The sequence below is a fragment of the Haloferula sp. genome (assembly GCF_049672945.1).
In the GTDB taxonomy this organism is placed as follows: Bacteria; Verrucomicrobiota; Verrucomicrobiia; order Verrucomicrobiales; family Akkermansiaceae; genus Haloferula.
In genome coordinates this window covers 56160-79814 of record NZ_JBATWY010000144.1, presented here as the reverse complement: position 1 = coordinate 79814, position 23655 = coordinate 56160, and the positions used below count along the sequence as shown (strand labels likewise).

Sequence of the window (23655 nt, the reverse complement as noted above, 5' to 3'; positions counted from 1 at the left end):
TCCGACAAACGCCACGAGTCTCCTCATCCGAATCATTCGAACCAAGATCAACCCGTCATGAAATCAACCCGTCTCCTCGCCTTGCTATCCTTCGGGATCGTTTCCCTGAGCGCCGCGTCCGTTCGAGCGGAATCCGAAACGCCACCCAACGTCATCTACATCCTCGCCGACGACCTCGGCATGGGTGACCTCGGATGCTACGGTCAGAAGAAGCTCAAGACTCCGAATATCGATCGCCTGGCAAAAGAAGGCATGCGCTTCACCGATCACTATTCGGGAAACACCGTCTGCTCACCCTCACGCGCCGTCCTGATGACCGGCCAGCACCCCGGCAGGGTGCACTGCCGGGGCAATGGCAATGAAGACAGCTTCGCCCTCGATCCCGAAATGACCACGCTACCGCGCCTCTTCAAGAACGCCGGCTACGCCACTGGAGCCTTCGGGAAGTGGGGTCTTGGAACCACCTCCCGGGAAGGTGCCAGCAACCCGATGAGCCATGGCTTCGACCACTTTTCAGGGTGGAAAAGTCAGGTGATCGCCCACACCTACTACCCCACGAGCATTGTCCGGGATGGAAAGGAAGAAGCCCTTGATGAAGGCACTTACATTCACGACCTCATCATGGCCGACGCCTCGGATTTCATACGCGAGAACGCCAAAGCGAAGAAGCCATTCTTCTGCTACATTCCCACCGCCGTGCCTCACGCGGCCATGCATGCGCCGGAGCAACTCCACGAAAAATGGCGCAAGGTTTATCCCGAGTTCGACAACAAGATCGGCAAATACGGTGCAGGCCCGGGCGAGGAGACTCCCGATGTCAAGAACCCCATCGCTGGCTTCGCCGCCATGATGGAGAACCTCGACAACCAGATCGGCGGCATCCTTGACATGCTCGTCGAGCTCGGCATCGACGACAACACCATCGTACTCTTCGCCAGCGACAACGGCACCCACATCGAGGGTGGACATGATCCGCTTTTCTGGGATTCGAACGGACCCCTAAGGGGACACAAACGCGACCTCTACGAAGGCGGCATCCGCACCCCCTTCCTCGTCCGCTGGCCCGCAAACATCGAAGCCGGAGCCGTCAATGATCACATCAGCGCCTTTCAGGATCTCCTGCCGACCTTCGCCGAGATCACCGGTCAGCCAATACCGGATCAATGCGACGGCGTCTCCCTGCTCCCCACCCTGCTCGGCAAGCCGGACCAAGCGAAGCCAAGCTACTACTACTTTGAGTTCATCCAAGCAAAGCGTGAGACCTACACCGCACGCGCCCTGCGAATGGGAGACTGGAAAGCCGTCCAGCGATCGGAAAAGAACCGAGGCAAGAAGTTCCTCCCCATCGAACTCTACAACCTGAAAAAGGATCCCGGCGAAGAAAACGATCTGGCCGCAAGCAATCCCGAACTCGTCCAACAAATGGAGAAGCTCATGGACCAGGCTCACACACCGCTGAAGAAGGCCCCTTGAGAGTCCGGGTGCCGATGGCAGGAATTGTCTCCCTACAATCCCGTCGATCCATGGAAGACTCGTCGCATTCACCCGGCAAAGGCCGGGAAACCCAGACCCGGAATCTCCCGATGACCCTTAAAACCGCCCGCCTTGCAGCCCTCGCCTTCGCCACCCTCGCCCTTCTCGGAAACGCCCGGGCGGCAAAAGAGAAGCCGAACATCCTCTTCATCATCGCCGATGATCAGTGCTGGGAAACCATCGGCGCAATCGGGGGTGAGGTCATCACCCCGAACCTCGACAGACTCGTCGAGGAAGGCACGCGCTTCGACCACGCTTACAACATGGGTTCATGGAGTGGTGCGGTCTGCGTGGCGAGCCGACACATGTTCAATACCGGCCGCACCGTTTGGAATGCCCACCGGGCCACCAAGGATTCGTCGAAATGGAGGAAGGAGCACAAAGGCACACCCAATCCGAACGCGATCAAATCATGGAGCCAATTGATGGGCGACGCCGGCTACGAGACCTACTTCGCCGGCAAGTGGCATGTGGAACTTTTCAAACCCGACAAGGTCTTTGATCACGTCGGCACCGTCCGCCCCGGCATGCCGAATCAAGTCCCTGAAGGCTACAACCGACCTAAGGACGAGAACGACAAGGAGTGGCTTCCCTGGGACAAGAAATGGCAGGGGTTCTGGAAAGGAGGCACCCACTGGAGCGAAGTCCTTCGCGACGAAGCCATCGGGTTCATCGAGACGGCCGCCAAGGAGCCCGATCCCTTCTTCATGTACATCGCCTTCAACGCCCCTCACGACCCGCGACAGGCACCGAAGGAATTCGTCGACATGTATCCCCTCGACAAGGTCAAGGTTCCCGAAAATTTCCTGCCCCGCTACCCCTACGATGAACAGATCGGCTGCGGCCCGAAATTGCGTGATGCCAAGCTCGCCCCATTTCCCCGCACGGAGTACGCCATAAAGGTCAACCGTCAGGAATACTACGCCCTCATCACCCACATGGATGAACAGATCGGCAAGATCCTTGAGGCACTCAAGAAGAGTGGAAAAGCCGACAACACCTACATCATCTACACGGCTGACCATGGCCTCGCCGTCGGTCACCACGGGCTGATCGGAAAGCAGAACATGTATGAACACAGCCTCTGCCCACCGCTCATCATCAATGGCCCCGGCATCGAAGCAGGCAAACGCATCAAGAGTCGCGTCTACATTCAGGACATCGTCCCCACCACCCTCGAACTCGCCGGCGCCAAACCCGATCAACCGATCGACTTCAAGAGCCTCCTTCCCCACACCAAGGGCAGTCCCTCCTCGAACCGTGATGTCATTTATGGTGCCTACACCAAGCTCCAGCGCTGCGTCATCCAAGACGGTTGGAAACTCATCCACTATCCCGAAGCTGAAGTTTACCGCCTCTACCACCTCGACAAGGACTCCGATGAGATGACCGACCTCGCGCCCAATCCCGAGTTCGCTGGAAAGCTTGCTGCAATGAAGAAGGTCCTCTCCGAAGAAATGCTCCGCCTCAACGATCCACTTCCCAGCAAAGCGTCTCCGAATCCTTCGAAGTAGTCAGCCTTCTCACGAAGCCGCGAGGCCTCAATCGATGATTTGCTCCAAGCGATCGGCGAGCGTCGCAAAGTCATCATCGCCCACGGGAAACCCACAATCCGTTTCCCAATCGTCCGGCGGATCGGGAAGATCCACCCAGCTACGACAACCACCGTATTTCGGTCCGTAGGAAAATTCCCATGGCTTGGCGAGTTCCCGTACGCGCACCAGCGCCACATGGATGCCGCCCGCACTCATCCCCTTGCCTTCCCAATCAAACCGCTGGCGAATGGTTTCCTCCGTCCAGATGTGAAAGGGCGCCAAGGCGGCGACCTTTTCCCAATCGTTCAGCGTCTTCGCCCAAAGCGCCTCACAGTGATGACTGATGCGGACGGCCTCTCCCTCCTGCCATTCCGGCAGCGGATCGATGGCCCCTTCCCGGACGAACTGATCCTGATTGTGAAAGCGGGTGGGAAAGAGAAAAAACGACTCCTCGGCGAAGGCGAAGCCCTCCCGACCCTCGTGAATCCCACCCTTGCGTAGGATCAGCGATTGCCGACCACTCGCCAAAGCATCGCACACGACCTGCCACTCCTTGAATCCCTTGGTCATGGCCAATCATATCCCCAGCGCCCACCTCCAATCCAAGTTCCAAGTTCGCGGCAGCTAAAAACCCTCGTCAAGCGCCTCCCCAAGCCTTAGACCCGCCCCCCGTGCCGACCGTTGAAACCCACTTCGAAACCTTCCGCGAAGACGCACCTTTCCGCCTCCGTGATGGCGGAGAGTTGCCGGAGGTCACCGTCGCCTACGAATCCTGGGGATCCCTCAATGCCGATGGCAGCAACGCGATTCTCCTTTTCCACGCCCTTTCCGGAAGCCACCACGCCTGCGGTGAAAACCCGGCCATTCCCGCCATTGGCGAGCTTTGGCAGCCGGAACTTCACGACGGCTGGTGGAGTGACCTCATCGGGCCCGGCAAGGCGCTCAACACCGACAAGTTCTTCATTGTCTGCGCCAACTACCTCGGCGGTTGCTATGGCACCACCGGCCCGGCTTCGATCAATCCGGCCACCAACAAACCCTACGGCTCGAAATTCCCCCATGTGACCGCCGCCGATCAGGTCGAAATCCAGGCCAAGCTCCTCGACCGACTTGGGATCGGCCAACTCCACGCTGTGGTCGGACCGTCCGTCGGCGGGCTGCTGGCCCTGACCTTCGCCACGCGCTTTCCCGACCGTGTCCGAAATGTCATTTCGATCGCCGCGGGTTACAAGACGACCGTCCTCAACCGACTGATCCTCTTCGAACAGATCCTCGCCATTGAAAACGACCCCTATTTCAATGGCGGCGACTACTATGAAAATGGTAGCCCCGCCTACGGACTGGCACTGGCTCGAATGATCTCGCACAAGACCTTCGTCCACGTCGATGCCTTCGAGCAACGTGCCCGCAACGACGTCAAGCAATCGACCGACACACTCGCCTGGTATCGCGTCCGCGACCAGTTCCAGAGCTACATGCTCCATCAAGGGAAGAAGTTCACCAAACGCTTTGACGCCAACACCTACCTGCGGATCATCGATCTCTGGTCACGATTCAATGGTGCCAACGAAGGCGATGCCAACTCCCCAAAAGAGCTCTTCGAGCGCTGTCGCGACGCCGGGCAGAAGTGGCTCGTCTTCTCGATCGACTCCGACTTCTGTTTTTATCCCGAAGAGCAGACCGATCTCGTCGCCCACCTTGTCGAGGGCGGTGTGGAGCCCATGCACATCACCGTGCATTCGGACAAAGGCCACGACTCCTTCCTCCTTGAGCCGGATCTCTACACACCACACATTTCCTGGCTCTTGAGCCAGTAACGAGCCTGCGGCCGGATTCCGCATCTACTCGGCCCGCCACACCGCGTCCGATTCTCCACGGAAGAACTTGCCGTTCCTTTCCTTGACCTTGCCCACCGTCAGCCAACCATCTTGAAAGCCAACCCAGTTGGCACGATTGGGATTTACGAATGCGCCCGTATTCACGATCAGCCGGCCGGACCTCGTCCACACCCCGCGCCGATGGAAATGGCCGAGGATCAGCACCTCAGATTTGGGGAAATACCGTTTGCCGAAGATGGCCGCCTTCTCGGCCTGCTCCCACCAGACCCGCAGGATCTCAAACGCCCGCCGAGGAGGATTGACCGCGTCCGCCACGCGCCGGAACAGACTCCGACCTTTGGGAACCGTCGCAGGCCTCAGCAGCAGCGCCATCTTGTTCGCCAACTCCATCCGCTCCTCAGGATCATAGTCGGCCCTCTCATTCTGCGCCCATAGCTCGCGAACCTGATCCGCCCGAGAAATCGATTCCCGACTCCATGGCGAGCCTCCCCACATCACGGAATCTCCATGCGTCACGATGATCCTGCCTCCAGCGAGTTCCGCCCAGCCCGGGCCACCCCAGCCAGGATCATGGTTCCCGGGAAGAAATAAGGGCTGCGCCCCAAGTTCACGGCAGATCGCCTTCAAGTCTTCTAACAGCACTTCAGAATGAGGCCGATACGCCTTGGCCAGCTCTTGGAACGTGTCGCCATTGAAGATCACCGTGCCCGCCCCCTCGATCAGCGGACGCAATTGTTCGGCCGCAGAAATGCGCGATGCCGGAAGCCCCAAATGCAGATCGGAAAGAATGAGCACCGGTTCGTTCATGGCAACGACCTCTGGCGCACGGCTTCGAAAAGACAAACCCCGGCCGATACCGAGACGTTGAGACACTCGATCTTTCCCGCCATTGGGATCATCGCCAGAAAATCGCAGTTCTCCTCCGTCAGTCTCCGCATGCCCTTCTCCTCCGCTCCAAGCACGATCGCCAGCGGACCCTTGAGATCAAGCTCATAGAGTGACTTCTCTGCCCGGTCCGAGGTTCCCACAAACCACACTCCCTTCTCCTTGAGTCGCTCCATCGTACGGGCCAGGTTCGTCACCTGGACAAAGGGCACGTGATCCGCCGCACCGACCGAAACCCGCCGAACCGTCTCCGTAATCCCCACCGCCTTGTCCTTCGGAGCCACCACCGCATCCACCCCCGCACCGTCAGCGGTTCTCAAAATCGCCCCTAAATTGTGAGGATCCTGCACACAATCCAGCACCAGAATCAGCGGTTTCTGCCGCGTTTCCAAGATCGCCATCAACTCGTCCTCATCGCGCGAACGAACCGCAATCTCCGTGGGGGGACGGACATGACGGTTCTCACGAGCTTCGCGACCCTGACGGCGTGGCTTCATGCCCACAGCATGGAAATGACCACCCCCCAACCGCAAGCTTTCCCTAACACGGATTCCCAAGTTCACGCTCTCGTCTGTTTGATCACCAACACCCCCATCGTCAGAATTCCCCTCTAGAATTGCACTCGCCTAATCGCCCCTCATGGTCGAATCTTCGGCCATGCCCACTGTCGCCATCGTCGGACGCCCCAACGTCGGGAAATCCGCCATTTTTAACCGGCTCGCCCAGCGCCGGATTGCCATCGTGCACGACCAGCCCGGTGTCACCCGCGACCGCATTTCGGCTCCGTGCAAGGCGACGGAACACCCGTGCACCCTGGTCGATACCGGCGGCATCGGCGCTTCGCTCGAAGACGGCTTCGCTGCCCAGGTCTCACTGGAAGCCGACATCGCCCTCGATACCGCGGATCTGATTCTCTTTGTCGTCGATGCCCAGGAAGGGCTCACCACCATCGATTCGGCCCTTTCCAGCAAGCTGCGGCAGGCCAAGTCCCCCGTCCTGCTCGTCCTCAACAAGGTCGATCACGAGAAGCACGAGAATTCCTTCGCCGACATGAGTCGACTGGGTCTTGGAGAGGGCATCGCGATTTCCGCGGAACATGGCCGGGGCTTTGACCGGCTGGTCGGAGCCATCGATGATCATATCGCACCGCTCGCAGGAGAGATCGAGGTCGCGGTCGAGGAAGCCGAGGTCCGCGGCATTCAGCTGGCCATCGTCGGCAAACCCAACGCCGGCAAATCTTCGCTGATCAATGCGATTCTCGAAGACGAGCGCACCATTGTTTCCGACATCGCCGGCACCACCCGCGACGCGCTCGACATCCCCTACGATTTCGAAGGCGAACGCTTTACCCTCGTCGACACCGCCGGTCTCCGACCTCGCGCCAAACGGGACAGCTCTGTGGAAGTCTTCTCGGCAATGCGCTCCGAAAAGGCCATCCGCCGCGCCGACCTTTGCCTGTTGGTGATCGACTTGGCCGCCGGCGTCAGCGCGCAGGATCGGAAGATCGCGCAGTTGATCGTCAACGAGCAAAAGCCCTGCCTGATTGTTCTCAACAAGTTCGATCTCTTTCATCCAGGAGCCTCGATGCGCGAGCGCAAAAAGGAAGCGGAAGAGCAGGTCCGCCGCGAGCTCTTCTTTCTTCACTACGCGCCCTTCGTTTGTGTTTCGGCCAAGGAGGGCAAGGCCGTTCATGAAGTGCTGAGAGAAACCCTGTCCATTCGCAAGAGTGCCCAGAATGTTCCAAGCACCGGTGTCCTCAACCGGATGCTCAAGGAGGCTTTCCAGAAAAACCCGCCACCCACCGTGGGTCGGGGAACCAAGCGCCTGAAACTCTTTTACGCCACGACCGCAGTCAACGAACGCTATCCGATCATCCCGGTGCCGACCTTCGTCCTTTTCGTCAACGACAAGCAGATGATGAACAAGAGCTACGAACAGTACCTCGGCAACCGCCTCCGCGAAGCCCATCCGGCACCCGCCATCCCGGTGATCTTCTCGGTTCGTTCACGCCGCCGCAGAGATTTGGATTTCACCAAGTAAACCCGCATCGCATCCCGATCGGGAGTAAGGCTTCCCCTTCGTTCTCCCGAAACACAGAAATACCGGTCCATGCCGCTTCTCGACGTCAGTAACCTCACCACCCGCTTTCACACCCGCAACGGCATCGTCCACGCGGTTGAAGATGTCTCGTTTTCGGTCGAAGCCGGCGAGACCCACGGCATCGTTGGCGAATCAGGCTCGGGGAAATCCGTCACCTGCTATTCGCTGCTTGGCCTGATCCCGATGCCGCCCGGCCGCATTCACTCCGGCAAAGCGGTCTTTGACGGCATGGACCTGCTCCAGATTTCCGATCGGGAACTCATGAAGATTCGTGGCAAGCGGATCTCAATGATTTTCCAGGATCCGATGACCTCGCTCAATCCCTACATGCGGATCCGCGACCAAATCACCGAGCCGCTCAGGATTCACGAAGGCATTCGAGGAAAGGAGGCCGAGTCTCTGGCGATCGAAGCCCTTGCCGAAGTCGGCATCCCCGATCCCGAGAAACGCATCGCCGCCTACCCGCACGAATTTTCCGGCGGCATGCGCCAGCGAGTGATGATCGCCATGTCGCTGATTACCCGGCCCGAGCTCCTCATCTGCGACGAGCCGACCACCGCTCTGGATGTCACCGTTCAAAAGCAAGTCCTCGACCTGATTCGCGATCGTCAGCAGAAACTCGGCACTGCCGTCGTCTTCATCACCCACGATCTCGAAGTCGTGGCTCAAGTCTGCGACCACGTCAGTGTGATGTATGCCGGCCGGATCGTCGAGAGCACGACCAAGGCGGAGCTCTTCCGCAATCCCCTCCATGCCTACACCCGTTCGCTACTGCAGAGCATCCCGGCACGCCATGAGAAAGGCGAGGAACTCTACACGATTCCCGGACTGCCACCGGACACCACCCATCCACCTCTTGGCTGTGCTTTCCGCGAAAGGAACCGGATTGGCAATGCCGAGCTCTGCATCACGGACCACCCGCCAGAACTGACCGAGATCGAGCCCGGTCATTTCGTGCAGAACTGTCCAGGCTGCCTGGCATAATCAAGGAGCAGCGACTTCAGTCGCTAGGCAGCAACAAAGTCTCACGGCGTCCAACTCATCACCTCAGGGGACTGCAAGTCCCCGCTCCTTGCCTCACCCAGTCACCCGCATCGGCATGATCACGTAGAGAAACGTTCCCTCGATGCGCACCACGCCGGGACTCATCTCATCGATCAGATCCAGGTAAACCGTCTCCTCGCTAAGATTCTGAAGAGGTGCTTTGAGGAACTCCGGATTGAAAGCAATTTGAAGGTCCTTGCCGTCATAGGGAACCTCAAGGATTTCACGAGCTTCTCCGACATCCGGCGAATTGGCGGTCACCTCGACCTTGTTGTTGCTGAAGACCAGCTTGACCGAATTCGATTTGTCGGAGGAAAGAAGCGAAACACGACGCACGGTTTCAAGCATCGCCTCGCGTGGCAGCTCCACCCGTTCACTCGAATCACCCGGAATGACCTGACGATAGTTCGGATAGTTTCCTTCGATCAGTTTGCTGACCAACAGGTGCTCGCCAATCGCAAACGAAATCTGACTGCCGCTCAATCGGACCAGCACTTCACCACTATCTCCAAGCAAACGCAAAAGCTCCTGCACAGCCTTGGTTGGGACGATCACATCGACTTCCTGGCTCGACGGGAAATCCAGATCGTTCTCGATCATCGCCAGACGACGACCATCCGTCGCCACCAAAGTCAGCTTCCCCTCGCGGAACGAAGTGTAGATGCCGTTGAGCACGTAACGTGTCTCATCGGTGGAAATCGCATAGACGGTCTTCTTCAGCCCATTGCGCAGCAACTCCTGGGGAATGCGGTATTCCTTGGCTCCTTCAAAGTCCGGCAAGGGGGGGAAGTCATCCTGCCCGAGACCGATGATTTTGAAGAAGGAAGGTCCACACTGGATCGAAGCCACGTTCTTGGCATCGACTGAAATCTCCACTTCGCTGGCAGGAAGCTCGCGAATGATGTTCACCAGTTTCTTGGCCGGCAAGGTGGTCGCGCCCGGCTTGTCGACCTTCGCCTCAACAGAGCCGGTGATGCCCACGTCGAGATCGGTCGTCGTCAATGTCAGCTTCCCATCCTCCGCGACCAGCAGGACATTGGAAAGAATGGGGAGCGTGGTACGCGTGCTGACGACGTGCTGGACCTTTTGCAGGCCGTCGAGGAGTGCCTCCTTGGAAATACTGAACTTCATTTGGCAAATTTGCTGCCGCGATGCTCACTGCTTTTGCGAAGGCTTGGCAAGCCCCGTTTCTCCCAGATCGCGTATATCACCGATCCAGCGGGAATCACCGCCACCAATCCAGCGGTAGTCACTGAATTTTAAAAACTTTTGCAAGCTCCTCAGCGTCTGAGATCCCCCACGATTCGCTGGATCCGATCGTTGATCTCGGTATCGACCTCGATCCGCTCCTTCACCTTCTTGACGGCGTGGATCACTGTGCCGTGATCCCGACCGCCGAAAGCCTCTCCAATCTCCACCAAGGAGGACTTGGTCATCGTCCGGCTCAGATACATGGCGATCTGGCGTGGCCCAGCGATACTCGCCGGGCGGCGGCGGCTGGTCATGTCGGCCAGCCGGAGATCGAAGTGCTCGGCGACGGTGCGCTGAATGGCATCCAAGGTCACCTGCTTGCCATTTTCCTCCCTCAGAAGATCGCGCAGCAGATGCTCGACCTTCTCCAAGGTCACTCTCTCACCCGCCAAGGAAGCGAAGGTTCCGACCCTCATGAGGCCTCCTTCAAGACGCCGGACATTGCTGCGGATACGTTCGGCGAGCATGCGAATGATCTCCTCATCGACCTGAATCTTCCACTCCTCAACCTTGCGCCGGAGGATGGCAAGCCGGGTCTCAAGTGCCGGAGCCTGCAGCTCGACGGTTAATCCACACTCGAAGCGGGAAACCAGACGTGGCTCGAGGTTCTTGATCTCACTGGCAGGCCGGTCGCTTGTCAGGACAACCTGGCAATGCCCGTCGAGCAGCGTGTTGAAAGTATGGAAGAACTCTTCCTGGGTCCGGTCCTTGTTGCCGAGGAACTGGATGTCATCGATCAACATCACTTCCGCCGAGCGATAGCGGCGACGGAAACGCTCGAGGTCTCCCTTGCGAACCGCATCGATGAACTCGTTGGTGAACTTTTCGCAGGTCAGGTAAACGACCTTGGAATGCCCGGTGCGCCGTAGCCATTCCTGACCGATCGCCTGCATCAGGTGGGTTTTGCCAAGGCCAGGTCCGCCATGAATGAAGAGCGGATTGTAGCCCTTGCCCTTGCCCTTTGCCACCGCCTCACACGCCGCATGGGCGAACTGGCTGTTCGCTCCGACTACGAAAGAATCGAAGGCGTTTTGCGGGTTGAGCCCCGAGGACTTGAGACGTTTCCCGAAGCCTAGTTCGTCGGCGCTATCCAACTCCGCGATCGTCTCAGGAAAGAAATCATCCTTCTCTCCGTTGCTGCCGTTGCTGCCGTTGCATGCTGAAGGGGCTTTCTTGCTGATCTCATTGATCACCAACTTCACCTCGGTGACGTCTGGCAGTGCCCGGTTGACCGCCACCTTGAGCTCACTGAGGTAGTTGGTCTCAATCCAAACCTGATGGATCTCATTCGGCACCCCCACGGCCGCCACCCGGTCCTCGACAGACTGCAGACTAGCTGCGCTGAACCATCGCTCGAAGGCATCCCTGCTGACCAGGCCACTCAGTTCGCGACAGGCCCGTTGCCAGCATCCACCAACGCCATTGACCGCATCTCCATGCTCCTCGCCATTGCTCTCTGAATCCCCCCATCCAGCCACCGTTTCCATGTTTGTCTTGCTCGTAAATTTTTTGTTTTGCCGGCCCCCGAATCAGATCAACCACACTGATTCCTGCGACGGGCTAAGGTGTAAAAGCTCGGAGCACTTGGTGGGAACCCATTTCAATCCGACCTAACAATCAGCGCCCGTCAGCCTCATTCCACAAGTGTTCCACGGTTTGTTTTTTTAAAAACTTGACCTTGGAGATGCTTCAATTTGCCGAACTAAATCGAATCCAGTGCTGATGGATTCAGGCCTTTCTTCCTATAAATCAAGCGGTTCTGGACCCTGAATCGGGTCCTGAGCTTGTGTCAATTTTGTAACCCGCCTTACCAGGCACCCATCCACACAGGAAAGTGAGGATTGCCGTGACGGGCCATGCCCAGACGTAGCACCAGATCGAGTCGACGGCGCCCTCAGCCAGTGCCTCCGGCTTGAAGGTGCCAAACATCCCAAGCCACTCCAGCGGCATTCCTGCCTTGCCCGCGAGCACCCAGAAGTCAGGACGAATGAACGCGACGAGTAGAAACGAGAGCAGCGATCCGACAAACAATCCTCGGATGCTCCCCCTTCCCAACATCGCGCAGACCATCAATCCAAGAAGGGGTCCAACCGTGTAGCTGGTCATGCCAAAGGCCAGGGGTAGGATCGGGATCCCTTCGCGTGCGATATTCAGCAGCAAGGTGAAGCCCGTCAGCAACAGCCCCCAGAAGATCACGAGCATTCGAGACTTCCTAACGAGGTTCATCTTCTCAAGTTCCTCGTCGCTGCGGTGCTCCGGATGGTAGATCATCGACAGCGTGGTCTGACTCAAGGCCGCCAATATCGAATCGAGACTGGAGATGGACGCCGCAAAGACCCCAGCCAGCAGCAAGCCACTAAGTCCGGTTGGAAGCACCGTCACGATCCACATCGGAAAGACGTAGTCGTGCTTCCCGGGCTCCAGCACATTGCTGCCGGCAATCACGTGATCCTTGACCTGAAGCAGTTCCGCTTCGCTTGGGGTGAAAGGGTTCTGGTGGTAATGGACGAAAAGTGCCGCGCCGACCAGCAGCATCAGCAAGGTCAGGATCTGGCCGAAGCAGCTGTAGAGAAGCGCTTTCCCTGCCTGCTTCGCATCGCGACAACAGAACATCCGCTGCGCATTGAGCTGATCGACTCCGAACGCGGTAAAATTCTGGAACGGAACGGCGAACAGCGCGACCCAGAAGGTGAATTGAAGCTCGGCTTCAAAGCCCGCAGTGAAGTCCCAGACGTTTGTCCGGCCAAATCCTTCGGCCGTCTGCCAAAAGCCACCCCAACCGCCGGGAACATTGGCCACGATCCATCCAAGCGCCAGCAGTCCCCCGAATGCGAAGATGACGAACTGCATCACATCGGTCCAAATCACCGTCCGCATGCCCCCCATCAATGTCCACCCGATTGCGAACACGCCGATGATGAGAATGCTCAGCTCAATCGGCATCCCGGTCACCACCTTTAGCGGAATCGCCGCCACCAGCACCCGCACACTCTGGCCAAGAATACTACCCAGCGTGAAAAGCACGGTGGCGATTTTCTTCGCCCCACGACCGAGTCTTCGACCCATATAGTCATAAGGACTGTAAATCTCCTGTTCGTAATAAAGGGGGACCAGATACTTCGCCACAAGCACCCTCGCCAGAATCGACCCGATCGCCCACTGGAGGTAGGTGAAGTCGCCCTGCAACGCAAAAAGGGTGCCCGGCACCCCGATAAAGGTCACGCCGCTGATCTCCGTGGCGATGATCGAACCACTCACCGCCTGCCAGGGCAGCGAACGCCCGCCGAGAAAGAAATCCCGGATCGTCGACTGCTTGCCGCTCATCAAATGGCCAACCAGCGTGCAAATCCCGAGGTAGCCAAAAAGGACGACCCAATCGATCCACGTGAAATGCACCTCAATCGCTCCGATGAACATGGCGCACGCTAGAGACTCGCCCCCTCATTCGTCCACGCCCGAATTACGGCAAGGAGCGCTGGCTTCAGCCGGCTCCCCGAAAACAGACCACTCATTCCCAATGAATAGGACCTCTACACTAGTGAAAAGTTCAGCGGATGGATTGAAGACTCAGCCAATCTTTCACCGCCAAGGCGCAAAGGCCGCCAAGTTTTGATCTCCTTGAGCTGGGTGAGGATTCTATCCATGGATGATAGTCGGAGATTCTTTGCGATCTTGGCGGCTTGGCGGTTCAATTTTTGATGAATAATTGATCGTCCGCTCGGTCTCGGTTCCGTGCGCAGGAACAATCTCCCAATTGCCCTCCTGAAAAAACTTTGCCCCATCCCACCGATCCACCAAGCTCCCCCCATGCTCCATCCCGACCTCGCCACTCTTCTCCAGCGTCGTGTCGAAGTCATCGCCGACCATGCTTTCCGCGATCGTGATCCTGATGCCCACTTGGGCGCATTGAAGACGGTCTCCGAACAGATCAGCAGCTGGCATCAGTCCCACCAAGGCAGCCTCCCGCCGAGGCTTGAGCACTTCCTTTCCGGTTGCTCCTACGACAAGGCCCTTCGCTTTCTCGAGTCCGATGGCACGTGGACAGGACACTAAAGCGCAATATCCATGTTCCGCCCTTGCCGCCTTGCTGGCGAGGCCCTTAGTCTCCGGCCATCGCATTTCCCGTGAGTCCCAACCCGAGCGGCATCCACATTACCGGCATTCTCCCAGCCCGCTGGGGGTCCTCACGCTTCCCCGGAAAGCCCCTTCATCTCATCGCCGGAAAGCCCCTCATCCAGCACGTCTGGGAACGATGCTCCCGGTGCATGAGGCTCGATGACTTGCTCATCGCCACCGATGACGAACGTATCTTCAGCGCTGCCGAGGCTTTCGGTGCTCGTGCCGTGATGACTTCCAGCGAGCATCCCACCGGAACGGACCGCATCGCCGAAGCGATCGCTTCCCTCCCCGGCACCACCCACGTGGTCAATATCCAGGGCGACGAACCGCTCATCGATCCCGAACTCATCGACGAACTCGCCGCCACCATGGCAAACGAGCCCGATCTCGACATGGCGACCGCCGCCAATCCGCTCGACCCGGCCGACCCCGCCGTCAACGATCCCAACGTCGTTAAAGTCGTCACCACCCTCGATGGACGCGCGCTGTATTTTTCCCGATCACCGCTTCCCTTTTTCCGCAATCCGGTTCAGGACCTGCCCGTCCTCAGACACAAAGGGATCTACGCCTACCGCAGGACCTTCCTCGAACGCTTTGTCACCTGGCCTCCTTCACCTCTTGAGCAAGCGGAATCGCTCGAACAACTCCGCGCTCTCGAAAACGGAGCATCAATCAAGGTTCTAACAACGACCGACACCTCACCCGGCGTCGATACTCCCGAGCAAGCCCGGGAAATCGAACGACTGCTCTCTTCCTCTTCACACTGATCACTGCTCACTCGGCACTTTTATGAAATACATCTTCGTCACCGGCGGCGTCGTCTCATCCCTCGGCAAAGGTCTTGCCGCCGCTTCCATCGGAACCCTGCTCGAACACCGGGGACTCAAGGTGCTGATGCAGAAGTTCGACCCCTACCTCAACGTCGACCCGGGCACCATGTCGCCCTATCAACACGGCGAGGTCTATGTCCTCGACGACGGTGCCGAAACCGACCTCGATCTCGGACACTACGAGCGCTTCACCTCAGGAGTGCTCTCCCAGATGAACAACCTCACCTCCGGTCAGGTCTTTGATTCGGTGATCAAGAAGGAACGCCGCGGTGAGTACCTGGGCAAGACCGTCCAGTTCATCCCCCACGTCACCGACGAGATCAAGAGCCGGCTGCAACAGGTCACCCTCGACAATCCCGACGTCGACGTGCTGATCACCGAAATCGGCGGCACCGTCGGAGACATGGAGGGCCTGCTCTTCATCGAAGCCCTTCGTCAATACGCGCTCGAAGTCGGCAAGCAGAACGTCTGCTTCATCCACGTCACCCTTCTTCCTTACATCAAGGCTGCCGGTGAGGCAAAAACCAAGCCCACCCAGCAATCCGTGGCCAAGCTGCGGGAACTCGGCATCCAGCCCGACATCATCATCTGCCGCACCGAAACCGATCTCGACGAAGACAATCGCCGCAAGATCGCGATGTTCTGCAATGTCGAGCGCAAGAACGTCGTCGCCTTCCGCGATGTCGCCAACACCATCTACGAATGCCCGATCGATCTGCGTCGCGACAAGATCGACCGCCTGGTTGTCGACAAGATCGGACTCAGCGACACCCCGGCGCCCGCCCTCGAGGAGTGGGAAAAGTTCGTCTACCGCGTCATCCACCCGAAACACCGCACCACCATCGCCGTGGTCGGCAAGTACATCGAACTGCAGGATGCCTACAAATCCATCTATGAATCCCTGATTCACGCCGGAGCTCACCACGATACCGAAATCAATATCGTCAGAGTGGAGGCCGAGGCCATTGAGGACAACGGGGCTGCGGCATCGATCGGACACGTTCATGGCATCCTCGTTCCCGGCGGATTCGGTGATCGTGGGATCGAAGGCAAGATTCTCGCCGCCCAATACGCCCGTGAATCTAACATCCCCTACTTTGGCATCTGTCTCGGCATGCAGATCGCCACCATCGAATATGCACGAAATGTCTGCGGTCTTACCGAAGCCAACTCCACCGAATTCAAGAAGGACGCCAAGGACCCGGTGATCTGTCTTCAGGAAGAGCAGAAAGGAATCGAGGACATGGGGGCCACCATGCGTCTCGGCTCCTGTGAAAGCATCCTCTTCGCCGGAACCAGAGCCTCGGATCTCTATGGAGGCGCCGACCGGATTCATGAAAGGCATCGTCACCGCTACGAGTTCAACTCCGACTATCAGGACAAGCTTCAAGAGGGAGGTCTCGTCATCTCCTCAGTATCTGCCAACGAAGGCCTCGTCGAGATCATCGAGGTCCCCAATCACCCCTTTTATCTTGCCGCCCAGTTCCATCCTGAGTTTCGCTCGAAGCCGAACAAGCCCCATCCGCTCTTCGCCGGCTTCATCAAGGCCGCCCTCGATCGGGCCAATGCCGAAATCTCTAACCCGTAAATCTCAAACTCGTATTACTGAATCCATGATCGCTAGAATCGCACTCGCCACCCTCGCCTTCGCCGCCGTTTCCTGCTCCTCCGTGGAAATGCCGAAGGGCACCAGCAAGGGATACACTTCCGCCCGTCTCGTTACCATCGACAAGGAACCCACCTACGACAAAGAGTTTCCCAATCAGGCAAGCGCCAACCGGATGATTCAGAAATCGCTCGCCTCAAACTTCCGCGCCAACCATCTCACCGTCACCGACGGCTCCGCCGATCTGATCGTTGGCTACCTCGTTCTCGTGCAGAACAACTACTCGACGATCGCGTTTGATGACTACTTCGGCTACGGACGTGATTCCGATTCCATCGTCGACAAGGCTCAAACCCTCGGCGTCGTCAAAAACAACCGCCCGGACGCCTTCGAATCCGGCACCATCGTGGTCGACGTCATCGATGCCAGAACCAACGAACTCGTCTATCGCGGCCACGCCACCCGCGACATCTACACCAGCAGCTCCGCATCGGCGCGCCAGGCAAACATCAATGCCGCCGTCACCGAAGCCCTCAACGGATTCTTCCGCTAAGCCTCTCAGAATCGCGCAAACCTCCCGGCTTGCGAACGGATCGGCGGACCTCCTAGTCCGCCGATTTCGTTGGCAGTATTGCCCACAGTTCTCCTTGCCAACCCCGCCGACTCCCCGTAACACTCCGGCCCACCCGGCCAAGCCGGGCACAGGCATTCGGGACCCGTATTTCAACGGATAGAATGGCGGCCTCCGAAGCCGCAGATGCAGGTTCGATTCCTGCCGGGTCCGCCAGCCGTGGCATGACCGTCCCGGTCATGTTGCCAAATTGGTTCGCCAGACTTTGGCGAACCCTCACTCCGCCACAATCTCCACACTCGCGCTGTGCGCCGCAAACTCGGGCGCATACATGCAGCGAATCTCGGCAATCCCCGTCTGATACTCCCCCGCATGCTGGACCCGCACGCTCGTCTCAAAGACATGCGTCCCCGGTGGCAACCGATCGATGAAGAAGTGGCTCGCCGTATCCCGCGTCACTTCGTAGTAGCCGAAGCCATCCTGCCAGCGATAGCCGCTCAGCACATTGACTGGCTCTGTCCCGCTGCCACGCAGGTCCTTCAAATGCACGAACTCCATCGCCCGATCGTTCTTCAGAACCACCCGGGTCACCAACTCGTCCCCAACCTTCACCGGACCTTCAACAGGCACCAGCACCTGACCCTTGTCGCTGTTCTTTTTCAAGAAAAGCGACTTCTCCAGCTGCAACTCGGTGCCATCGTCCGAAGTCACTTTCGCCATGTCCTCGAGATACTGCCAGTGCACGCTCGCCCAGCTCACGCCTTCATCGCTTTTCTTCAACTCGATATTCCCCAGCTCCGGCAAAACCTCATCAGCGACGAACCGCGCCTGATACATCCCCGTCCCGGCCTCCACGCCTTCCGGCTCGACGCTCACCCCGCCGAGCGAAATTTCTAACAAGGCATCAGAAGCCAACAGGTTCCGCCCGCCCATCAGCAGCGCATACACCGCATCCGCCGTCGCCTTGGTCGTTTTCCAATCGCTCACCTGCTTCTGCTTGATCAGCCACACCTGGCAATCCTCGACCGCCTCTTCATCCTCATCAATCTCGCGGAAGGCCTCGATCATCATCGCCTGCGTCTCGATCGGTGCCTGCCACCACCACCAGCCTGCTCCCTCGCTGTCATTCCAGAACATTCCCAATTCCTCCGTGACCTTGGCATTCTCTTTCAAAGAACGTGTTACCAACTCAGGCACCTCCTTATCGCCCACCCGATGGAGGGCGAGCGCCGCATGAGCACGCGACATTCGGCTTCCGAGATCCGTCCACCACTTGCGCAACTGACCGGCAAAGTAGTCGAAGGCGACCTTGTTCTCACCTTGCAGCGCCACATCCTTGAGAAAGAAGCTACGAGTATAAAGATGGTGAGCCACCCAGGGATCGACGTTATGATTCTTCAGGTGATCGTCGCTTCTCAGCCGCTCATAGCGCTCGGTCAATTTCCGGTCCAAGGCCGGCAATGAGCGCAGGGCTGGGGTGATGTCCGTCTCCACTCCGAGCTCCCGCAGACGCGCAAACCCGGTCGTGATATAAAGCGTGATGTATTCATTTCCCATCCCGCCCGGGAACCACGGCCACAAGCCATCGCCACCCTGCATCTGAACCAGTTTCTGCAACGCCTTCTGCAGTTCCGTATCCATGTGGTTCTCATCGAAAAGCAAACCCACCCGGCGTCGCGCCGCCGACTCGCTGTTCGCCTCGGCCAGCCACGGTGTCTCTTCCAACAAAATGCCTTTGAGGTCCTGATTTTTCATCAAGGGGCTGTCCAGAGTATCGCCGCCCTCCCGCTTCCACTGATCAAAGATCCGCCGCATCTTCGGATCCGAACCGGCGATCTTCTCACCGAGCGCGTTCGCATAGTAGCGATTGAAAGTCTGCTCCGAACACTCGTGCGGGAACTCCATCAGATAAGGCAGCGCCATCACCGCATACCAGGCCGGCTGGGAAACCACCTGCACATGCAGAAAGCGGTTGTCCAGGGTCTCCGAGCCACCGCTTTCGAGCAACTTCGTAAACTCGAACTCCTTGGTCACCGCATCGCGGATCGGCAAGGCCATCGACTCCGTCACCAGAATCCTCTTCGAAATCACCGGCAACCAGCCTTCCTCACCATCGCTCAGCTTCCCACTCGATGCCACTGCCTTGTATTTCAGAAAGCCCGCGCCATCCGGCACCGACAGCTTCCACTTCAGCGTCCGACTCTGCTTCGCCGGCACCGTGAAGGACTGCTCGGACACATCGACACCGAGCGATGCGGTCACATCTTCATCGGTCGCCGCATCGGCCAGCGACAGCCGCGCCACTCCACCCTGCTCTTCATCACTCTGATTGCTCACCTTGACGGTGAAATACAGCTCATCGCCTTCGCGCAGGAAGCGCGGTGGATTCGGTTGTACCATCAGGTCCTTCGAGGTGACCGTTTCCCCATCTAACAACCCCGACCTGAAGTCGGCATCGTGCGCCATCCCGATGAAGCGCCACTTCGTCAGCGCTTCCGGCATCGTGAAAGTCATCCGCACCTTGCCGTCCTCGCCACTTGTCAGTTGTGGAAAAAAGAATGCCGTCTCCTGAAGGTTCGTCCTGACCGAAACTTCGGCCAGATCGGGCGCACCTCCGACTTTGTCTCGTTGAAGTTCGCCGAGATCCAAACCTTCTACCGCGGAAGCTTGTGCCTTCGCCATTGGCACCGGCCCGTCAGCCGGTGCCGCAAAGGCATCGGCCATCGCCGCACCCTCCAAAGTCCTAACTCCAGCCAACCCGCCGCTCCGACCCAAATAGTATCTCCCCATCGAGAAATGCAGATCCGGCCGGAACTCACCGAACATCCTCCCCAAGCCGAAACGCGCACTGCGATCAAAACTCTCTAACTGACGCAACTGTTGGGCAGAGCTGCTGAACTGAGAGCCGTTGTAGGGCGAATATTCCTTTCTCAGCATCCCCGCCAGCGTCCGGAACGAGTGCGGTGCGAAAGCATCCAGTGAAGCATCGTAGAGCGTCCCCACCATCTCCGCCGCCATCGCCTCGCCGTCCGGCCCGGAAATCACCGCCGTCCAGCTTTCCTTCGAGCCAGGCTCCAACTTCGACACCAGATGCTCCCAGGTCATAGTGAGCTCCTTGTTGGACCACGGAACCACGACCTGTCGCTGCATTCGGTGCAGCCGGTTCTCGGTCACCTGCCACACCGCCACGGTCAGTCCACCGCGGAAGCGCTCTTCAATCGGGATCGAAAACACCTGCTGCGTCCGCTCCGGCTTCGACCACTCGCGTTTCAAGAGATCCCCATCGAACCAGAATTCGACGCAAGCACGTGCCTCCTCGTGACCGCTGCCCCAGAGTAACTCGAATGTTTTCCCCGGCTCCAACTGCCACGCCGGACTCGTGGTGAAAAACGGCATCTTCGTCGGAAAAACGCTCCCTTCCGGATCAAGCACTTCAATCCCGTCCAGTCCCTTCACCTCTTTCCCACCGGCATCCTTCGTTTCAAAAATCAAACGATAGGCCCCGGCCCCCAAGGTGTGTTTCACCACCGCCTCGCCCTTCTCATCGGTCTTCACCGGAAGCTCTGCCACCACCTCGCCGGGCTCCCAATGGTTCGGATCCGGCGAAGGCCTGCCGTCCTCTTCTTGCGGCGGTCCACCATAGTAACGCCCGCCGCCATTGAAGTCCGGCCGCGGCGTCTTCTCCGGCTCCTTCAGCTTGTGAATCTTCAGCACCCCTTCCGCCGAACGCGGTTCCCCATCGTGCGAATCCGTCCGCAGCTCGAACTCCAGTTCCTTCCCCGCCACCAGCCAGTCGGCCGCCATCACACTCGCCCGCAGACTTGTGTAGCCCACCGAGACATTCCGCGTCGCCGAGCGCGTTTCGCCCGTGCCGTCGGTCACATCGACCGTCACTTCGAAGTTGAACACCGGCTCGACATTCTCCGGCACCGAGCGGTCCGGCTTCGCCTCGAAAGCGATCACCAGCTCACCATTCGCATCGGTCTCGGCCGTGCCGTGCGCGATTTCCTCTACCTCGCTAATTGGCGGGAAATACCACCAGCAAAAACGCAGCCATGAGGGAAAGCGCGTCGCACGCGTCACCCGCCATTCGACCTTCGCCCCATCGATCGCCGCCCCGGTGTAGGCCTCCGCCCGCGCCTTGACCCGGACTTCCTTGCCAAGCACCGCCGCTTCTTCCGGCGGCTTCACTTCACTGAAAAACTTCGGACGCTTGTATTCCTCCACCCGGAAGTTCGCCTGACCGCTGATCCCATCGAACGACAAGCGGCACACCCCCAGCACCGAGCCTTCCGGTGCCGTGAAGGTCCCCGCGAACGATCCTCGTTCGTTGCTCTGCACCTCCACCTTGCCGACTGCCTTGCCATTCGGATCACGCAAAATCACCGAACCCGCCCGCTCCTTGATCACCTCATATTTTCCCTTTTCCCGGTCGACCCGACTCAGGATCCCCTTGAAATGCACCGTCTGCCCCGGCCGATAGATCGCCCGATCCGTGAAGAAGGTCACTGCATCATAGGACTGGGTATTTCCTCGGCTGTGGCCACCCCAGGCCCGGACCACCGCACGCTCCAGACCACGACTTGCCACCGCCATGAAGTGATTCAAGTTCTTCGGCTTCGCGACCGAAAACCTCCCTTCTTCATCCGTTTTCCCCGATTTTCTGTGCAAGCCAACATGCAGCGAAAACCAGATCTCCACCTCGACACCTTCCTGCGGCGCTCCGCTCACGGCATCGACGACGAAGCCTTCGACGCGCTTTCCTTCGTCAATACCCGCCGTCATCGCCAGCGTCGTCACGTGCACGCCGCTCAGCGCCAGTGCGTTGTCCTTTTCAGAAAAGTCCTCACGCCCGCTGGCGACCAGCACGTGGTATCCGGCCGGCAGATCCTCGGGCACTTTCAGCCATGAAGTACGGGACTTGTAGTCCCCATCATCAGGCAACTCTTCCGACCATGCTCTAACAGCCTCGCGCTCCAACAAACGCTGCAATCCTCCATTTCGATCCGGCACCGGATCGGCTCCAAGGGTCTTCTTGTCTGCCGAAAATGGCATTGAATAGAGCCGGAACCACACCCGATTCAAATTCCGGTGTTGCACCCGGATTTCTTCCGTCGCCGGTGTCCATTGAGACTCGGCGGTCAGCGTCAGCAGCGGTTCTTCCAGATCAAGCATCTGGCTGCGACAGGTCTTACCGAATGGATGTTCCGGAAACGCCTCCGCACCCGCCTTCAACACCGCGTGAGCCTCCTTCAGTTCACCGTCTTTCTTCAAATCATCCGCCAACGTCAGCCGCGCCCAGGCACTCAGCGGCGAATCCGCACATTTCTCGACATATTCTCTCAGTGCTTTCTTGAAACGTGCGTCCTTCTCCGCACCGACCGCGGCCTGACCCGCCCAGCGCAGCCGGACCAGATCATTATAAAGAAACGCCGACTGATCTTCGTCGTCCTGATGGAACGCCAACAGACTCTGAAGCAATTCCACTGCCCGCAACTTCGGTGAATCCACCTCCGCAGTCTCCGGCTTCCAATTCATGAATCCCTCCACCGATCCCAGTGCCGGACCGCCGGCTTCCACTTCGAACGCATCCGCCGGCTTCGATACCGCCACTTGCTCCATCGCGTAGAAATCGAGCGCCTGATGCGCCAGGAAATCGAAGATTGTCGGTCTGTAAGCCTTATCAAAATCTCCACCAACGATCAGCTCGCTGAATTCCCCCACCGGCATCTTTTTCAGCTCCGCTTGATCTTCCAGTGAGACCTGAAAACGGCGATCGATCTCGCTCAGGATCCGCGCCAAGTCCCAGCTCTCGAAATCCTCACCCGGAGGCCCAGCCGTCGCCGACCGCTGCATGAAGCGCCACTGGTTCTCTCGGTAGTAGGAAAACAACCAATGCGCCGAAAGCGCTCGCAACACTGCCCGGGCCGGCACCGGCGCTTTTTCCATCTGCTCATCCAGCAGTTTCACCGACGCCGCCGGGCTTCCCTCAATCACTCCTTCCAACAGGATCCGACGCGCCATGGCACGAGCGCCCTCACCCCACGCCTCATCCGCGAATGCCGCCTTTTCAATCTCTCCCAGCAGCTCGATTTCCGTCTTCGGCTGATCCTTCTCCCGAGCTTCGTCGACCTTTTTCCACTCCGCCTCTCTCGAGGCGGCACTGGTCACGCCAAGACTCAAACACAAGACCACCCAGATTGAAACAAACACAGTTCTCATATTAAAAACGGAAGACTACCCAATCACATTGACCCAAGACCCCGGTATTGTGACACCTAAAATCCCACTTTCTTAGACCAAATATGGAGAAGGACTTTGCAAGTCCTTTCGCCTCACCAAA

16 protein-coding genes and 1 tRNA gene are annotated in these 23655 nt (G+C 58.5%); 10 read left to right on the top strand and 7 right to left on the bottom strand.

Translation table 11 applies throughout. The features are described 5' to 3' along the window. Window positions 1–57 precede the first annotated feature (57 nt). Together WBG04_RS13015 and WBG04_RS13010 are read left to right on the top strand one after the other, a co-directional pair. On the top strand, window positions 58–1473 hold the full coding sequence (locus WBG04_RS13015) for an arylsulfatase (protein ID WP_424314868.1): 1416 nt from the start codon (window positions 58–60) through the stop codon (window positions 1471–1473). 50 nt (window positions 1474–1523) lie between these two features. Beyond that, a complete protein-coding gene (locus WBG04_RS13010; protein WP_424314867.1) occupies window positions 1524–3047 on the top strand; it encodes a sulfatase-like hydrolase/transferase in 1524 nt (507 codons plus the stop codon). Between the two features lie 27 nt (window positions 3048–3074). On the opposite strand, the gene WBG04_RS13005 is transcribed toward WBG04_RS13010, so the two are convergent. Further along, window positions 3075–3638, bottom strand: a complete 564-nt coding sequence (locus WBG04_RS13005) for a DUF1802 family protein (RefSeq protein ID WP_424314866.1) — start codon at window positions 3636–3638, stop codon at window positions 3075–3077. A gap of 101 nt (window positions 3639–3739) precedes the next feature. Here WBG04_RS13005 and metX point away from each other — a divergent pair, with 101 nt between their 5' ends. Next, on the top strand, window positions 3740–4885 hold the full coding sequence (gene metX, locus WBG04_RS13000) for a homoserine O-acetyltransferase MetX (RefSeq protein ID WP_424314865.1): 1146 nt from the start codon (window positions 3740–3742) through the stop codon (window positions 4883–4885). 24 nt (window positions 4886–4909) lie between these two features. On the opposite strand, the gene WBG04_RS12995 is transcribed toward metX, so the two are convergent. Both WBG04_RS12995 and rlmB read right to left on the bottom strand, forming a co-directional pair. Then, window positions 4910–5713, bottom strand: a complete 804-nt coding sequence (locus WBG04_RS12995; RefSeq protein ID WP_424314864.1) for a metallophosphoesterase — start codon at window positions 5711–5713, stop codon at window positions 4910–4912. Next, complete coding sequence (gene rlmB / locus WBG04_RS12990; protein WP_424314863.1) at window positions 5710–6288, bottom strand: 23S rRNA (guanosine(2251)-2'-O)-methyltransferase RlmB; 579 nt, start codon at window positions 6286–6288, stop codon at window positions 5710–5712. The genes WBG04_RS12995 and rlmB overlap by 4 nt, the downstream gene beginning before the upstream one ends. Window positions 6289–6430: 142 nt before the next feature. Between rlmB and der the strand changes: the two genes are divergently transcribed. Both der and WBG04_RS12980 read left to right on the top strand, forming a co-directional pair. Then, window positions 6431–7831, top strand: coding sequence for a ribosome biogenesis GTPase Der (der, locus tag WBG04_RS12985; protein ID WP_424314862.1), 1401 nt, complete (start codon window positions 6431–6433; stop codon window positions 7829–7831). 69 nt (window positions 7832–7900) lie between these two features. Further along, on the top strand, window positions 7901–8875 hold the full coding sequence (locus tag WBG04_RS12980; RefSeq protein WP_424314861.1) for an ABC transporter ATP-binding protein: 975 nt from the start codon (window positions 7901–7903) through the stop codon (window positions 8873–8875). A 93-nt stretch (window positions 8876–8968) separates the two neighbouring features. On the opposite strand, the gene dnaN is transcribed toward WBG04_RS12980, so the two are convergent. The 3 genes from dnaN to WBG04_RS12965 form a co-directional block, all read right to left on the bottom strand. Further along, window positions 8969–10066 carry a DNA polymerase III subunit beta gene (gene dnaN, locus WBG04_RS12975; protein WP_424314860.1) on the bottom strand — a complete coding sequence of 366 codons (1098 nt, stop codon included), beginning with the start codon at window positions 10064–10066 and terminating at the stop codon, window positions 8969–8971. A 149-nt stretch (window positions 10067–10215) separates the two neighbouring features. Continuing rightward, window positions 10216–11673 carry a chromosomal replication initiator protein DnaA gene (gene dnaA, locus WBG04_RS12970; RefSeq protein ID WP_424314859.1) on the bottom strand — a complete coding sequence of 486 codons (1458 nt, stop codon included), beginning with the start codon at window positions 11671–11673 and terminating at the stop codon, window positions 10216–10218. A 262-nt stretch (window positions 11674–11935) separates the two neighbouring features. Continuing rightward, on the bottom strand, window positions 11936–13603 hold the full coding sequence (locus WBG04_RS12965; RefSeq protein WP_424314858.1) for a sodium:solute symporter family transporter: 1668 nt from the start codon (window positions 13601–13603) through the stop codon (window positions 11936–11938). Window positions 13604–13993: 390 nt separating this feature from the next. Between WBG04_RS12965 and WBG04_RS12960 the strand changes: the two genes are divergently transcribed. The 5 genes from WBG04_RS12960 (at window position 13994) to WBG04_RS12940 (ending at window position 17528) form a co-directional block, all read left to right on the top strand. Next, window positions 13994–14239 carry a hypothetical protein gene (locus WBG04_RS12960; RefSeq protein ID WP_424314857.1) on the top strand — a complete coding sequence of 82 codons (246 nt, stop codon included), beginning with the start codon at window positions 13994–13996 and terminating at the stop codon, window positions 14237–14239. Between the two features lie 71 nt (window positions 14240–14310). Continuing rightward, window positions 14311–15072 carry a 3-deoxy-manno-octulosonate cytidylyltransferase gene (kdsB, locus tag WBG04_RS12955; protein WP_424314856.1) on the top strand — a complete coding sequence of 254 codons (762 nt, stop codon included), beginning with the start codon at window positions 14311–14313 and terminating at the stop codon, window positions 15070–15072. 22 nt (window positions 15073–15094) lie between these two features. After that, complete coding sequence (locus tag WBG04_RS12950) at window positions 15095–16723, top strand: CTP synthase (RefSeq protein WP_424314855.1); 1629 nt, start codon at window positions 15095–15097, stop codon at window positions 16721–16723. Between the two features lie 25 nt (window positions 16724–16748). Further along, entirely contained in the window at window positions 16749–17294 is a 546-nt protein-coding gene (locus WBG04_RS12945; RefSeq protein ID WP_424314854.1) for a DUF4136 domain-containing protein, read from the top strand. A 159-nt stretch (window positions 17295–17453) separates the two neighbouring features. Further along, a tRNA-Arg gene (locus tag WBG04_RS12940) sits at window positions 17454–17528 on the top strand. A 60-nt stretch (window positions 17529–17588) separates the two neighbouring features. Here the strand turns inward: WBG04_RS12940 and WBG04_RS12935 are convergent. Beyond that, complete coding sequence (locus WBG04_RS12935) at window positions 17589–23534, bottom strand: alpha-2-macroglobulin (protein WP_424314853.1); 5946 nt, start codon at window positions 23532–23534, stop codon at window positions 17589–17591. Between the last annotated feature and the right edge of the window lie 121 nt (window positions 23535–23655).

Bases quoted from the DNA above. Each gene is read 5' to 3' on its own strand.
- WBG04_RS13015 (WP_424314868.1), top strand. From the start codon at position 58: ATGAAATCAACCCGTCTCCTCGCCTTGCTATCCTTCGGGATCGTTTCC.
- WBG04_RS13010 (WP_424314867.1), top strand. From the start codon at position 1,524: ATGGAAGACTCGTCGCATTCACCCGGCAAAGGCCGGGAAACCCAGACC.
- WBG04_RS13005 (WP_424314866.1), bottom strand. From the start codon at position 3,638: ATGACCAAGGGATTCAAGGAGTGGCAGGTCGTGTGCGATGCTTTGGCG.
- WBG04_RS12995 (WP_424314864.1), bottom strand. From the start codon at position 5,713: ATGAACGAACCGGTGCTCATTCTTTCCGATCTGCATTTGGGGCTTCCG.
- rlmB (WP_424314863.1), bottom strand. From the start codon at position 6,288: ATGAAGCCACGCCGTCAGGGTCGCGAAGCTCGTGAGAACCGTCATGTC.
- der (WP_424314862.1), top strand. From the start codon at position 6,431: ATGGTCGAATCTTCGGCCATGCCCACTGTCGCCATCGTCGGACGCCCC.
- WBG04_RS12980 (WP_424314861.1), top strand. From the start codon at position 7,901: ATGCCGCTTCTCGACGTCAGTAACCTCACCACCCGCTTTCACACCCGC.
- dnaN (WP_424314860.1), bottom strand. From the start codon at position 10,066: ATGAAGTTCAGTATTTCCAAGGAGGCACTCCTCGACGGCCTGCAAAAG.
- dnaA (WP_424314859.1), bottom strand. From the start codon at position 11,673: ATGGAAACGGTGGCTGGATGGGGGGATTCAGAGAGCAATGGCGAGGAG.
- WBG04_RS12965 (WP_424314858.1), bottom strand. From the start codon at position 13,603: ATGTTCATCGGAGCGATTGAGGTGCATTTCACGTGGATCGATTGGGTC.
- WBG04_RS12960 (WP_424314857.1), top strand. From the start codon at position 13,994: ATGCTCCATCCCGACCTCGCCACTCTTCTCCAGCGTCGTGTCGAAGTC.
- WBG04_RS12950 (WP_424314855.1), top strand. From the start codon at position 15,095: ATGAAATACATCTTCGTCACCGGCGGCGTCGTCTCATCCCTCGGCAAA.
- WBG04_RS12945 (WP_424314854.1), top strand. From the start codon at position 16,749: ATGATCGCTAGAATCGCACTCGCCACCCTCGCCTTCGCCGCCGTTTCC.
- WBG04_RS12935 (WP_424314853.1), bottom strand. From the start codon at position 23,534: ATGAGAACTGTGTTTGTTTCAATCTGGGTGGTCTTGTGTTTGAGTCTT.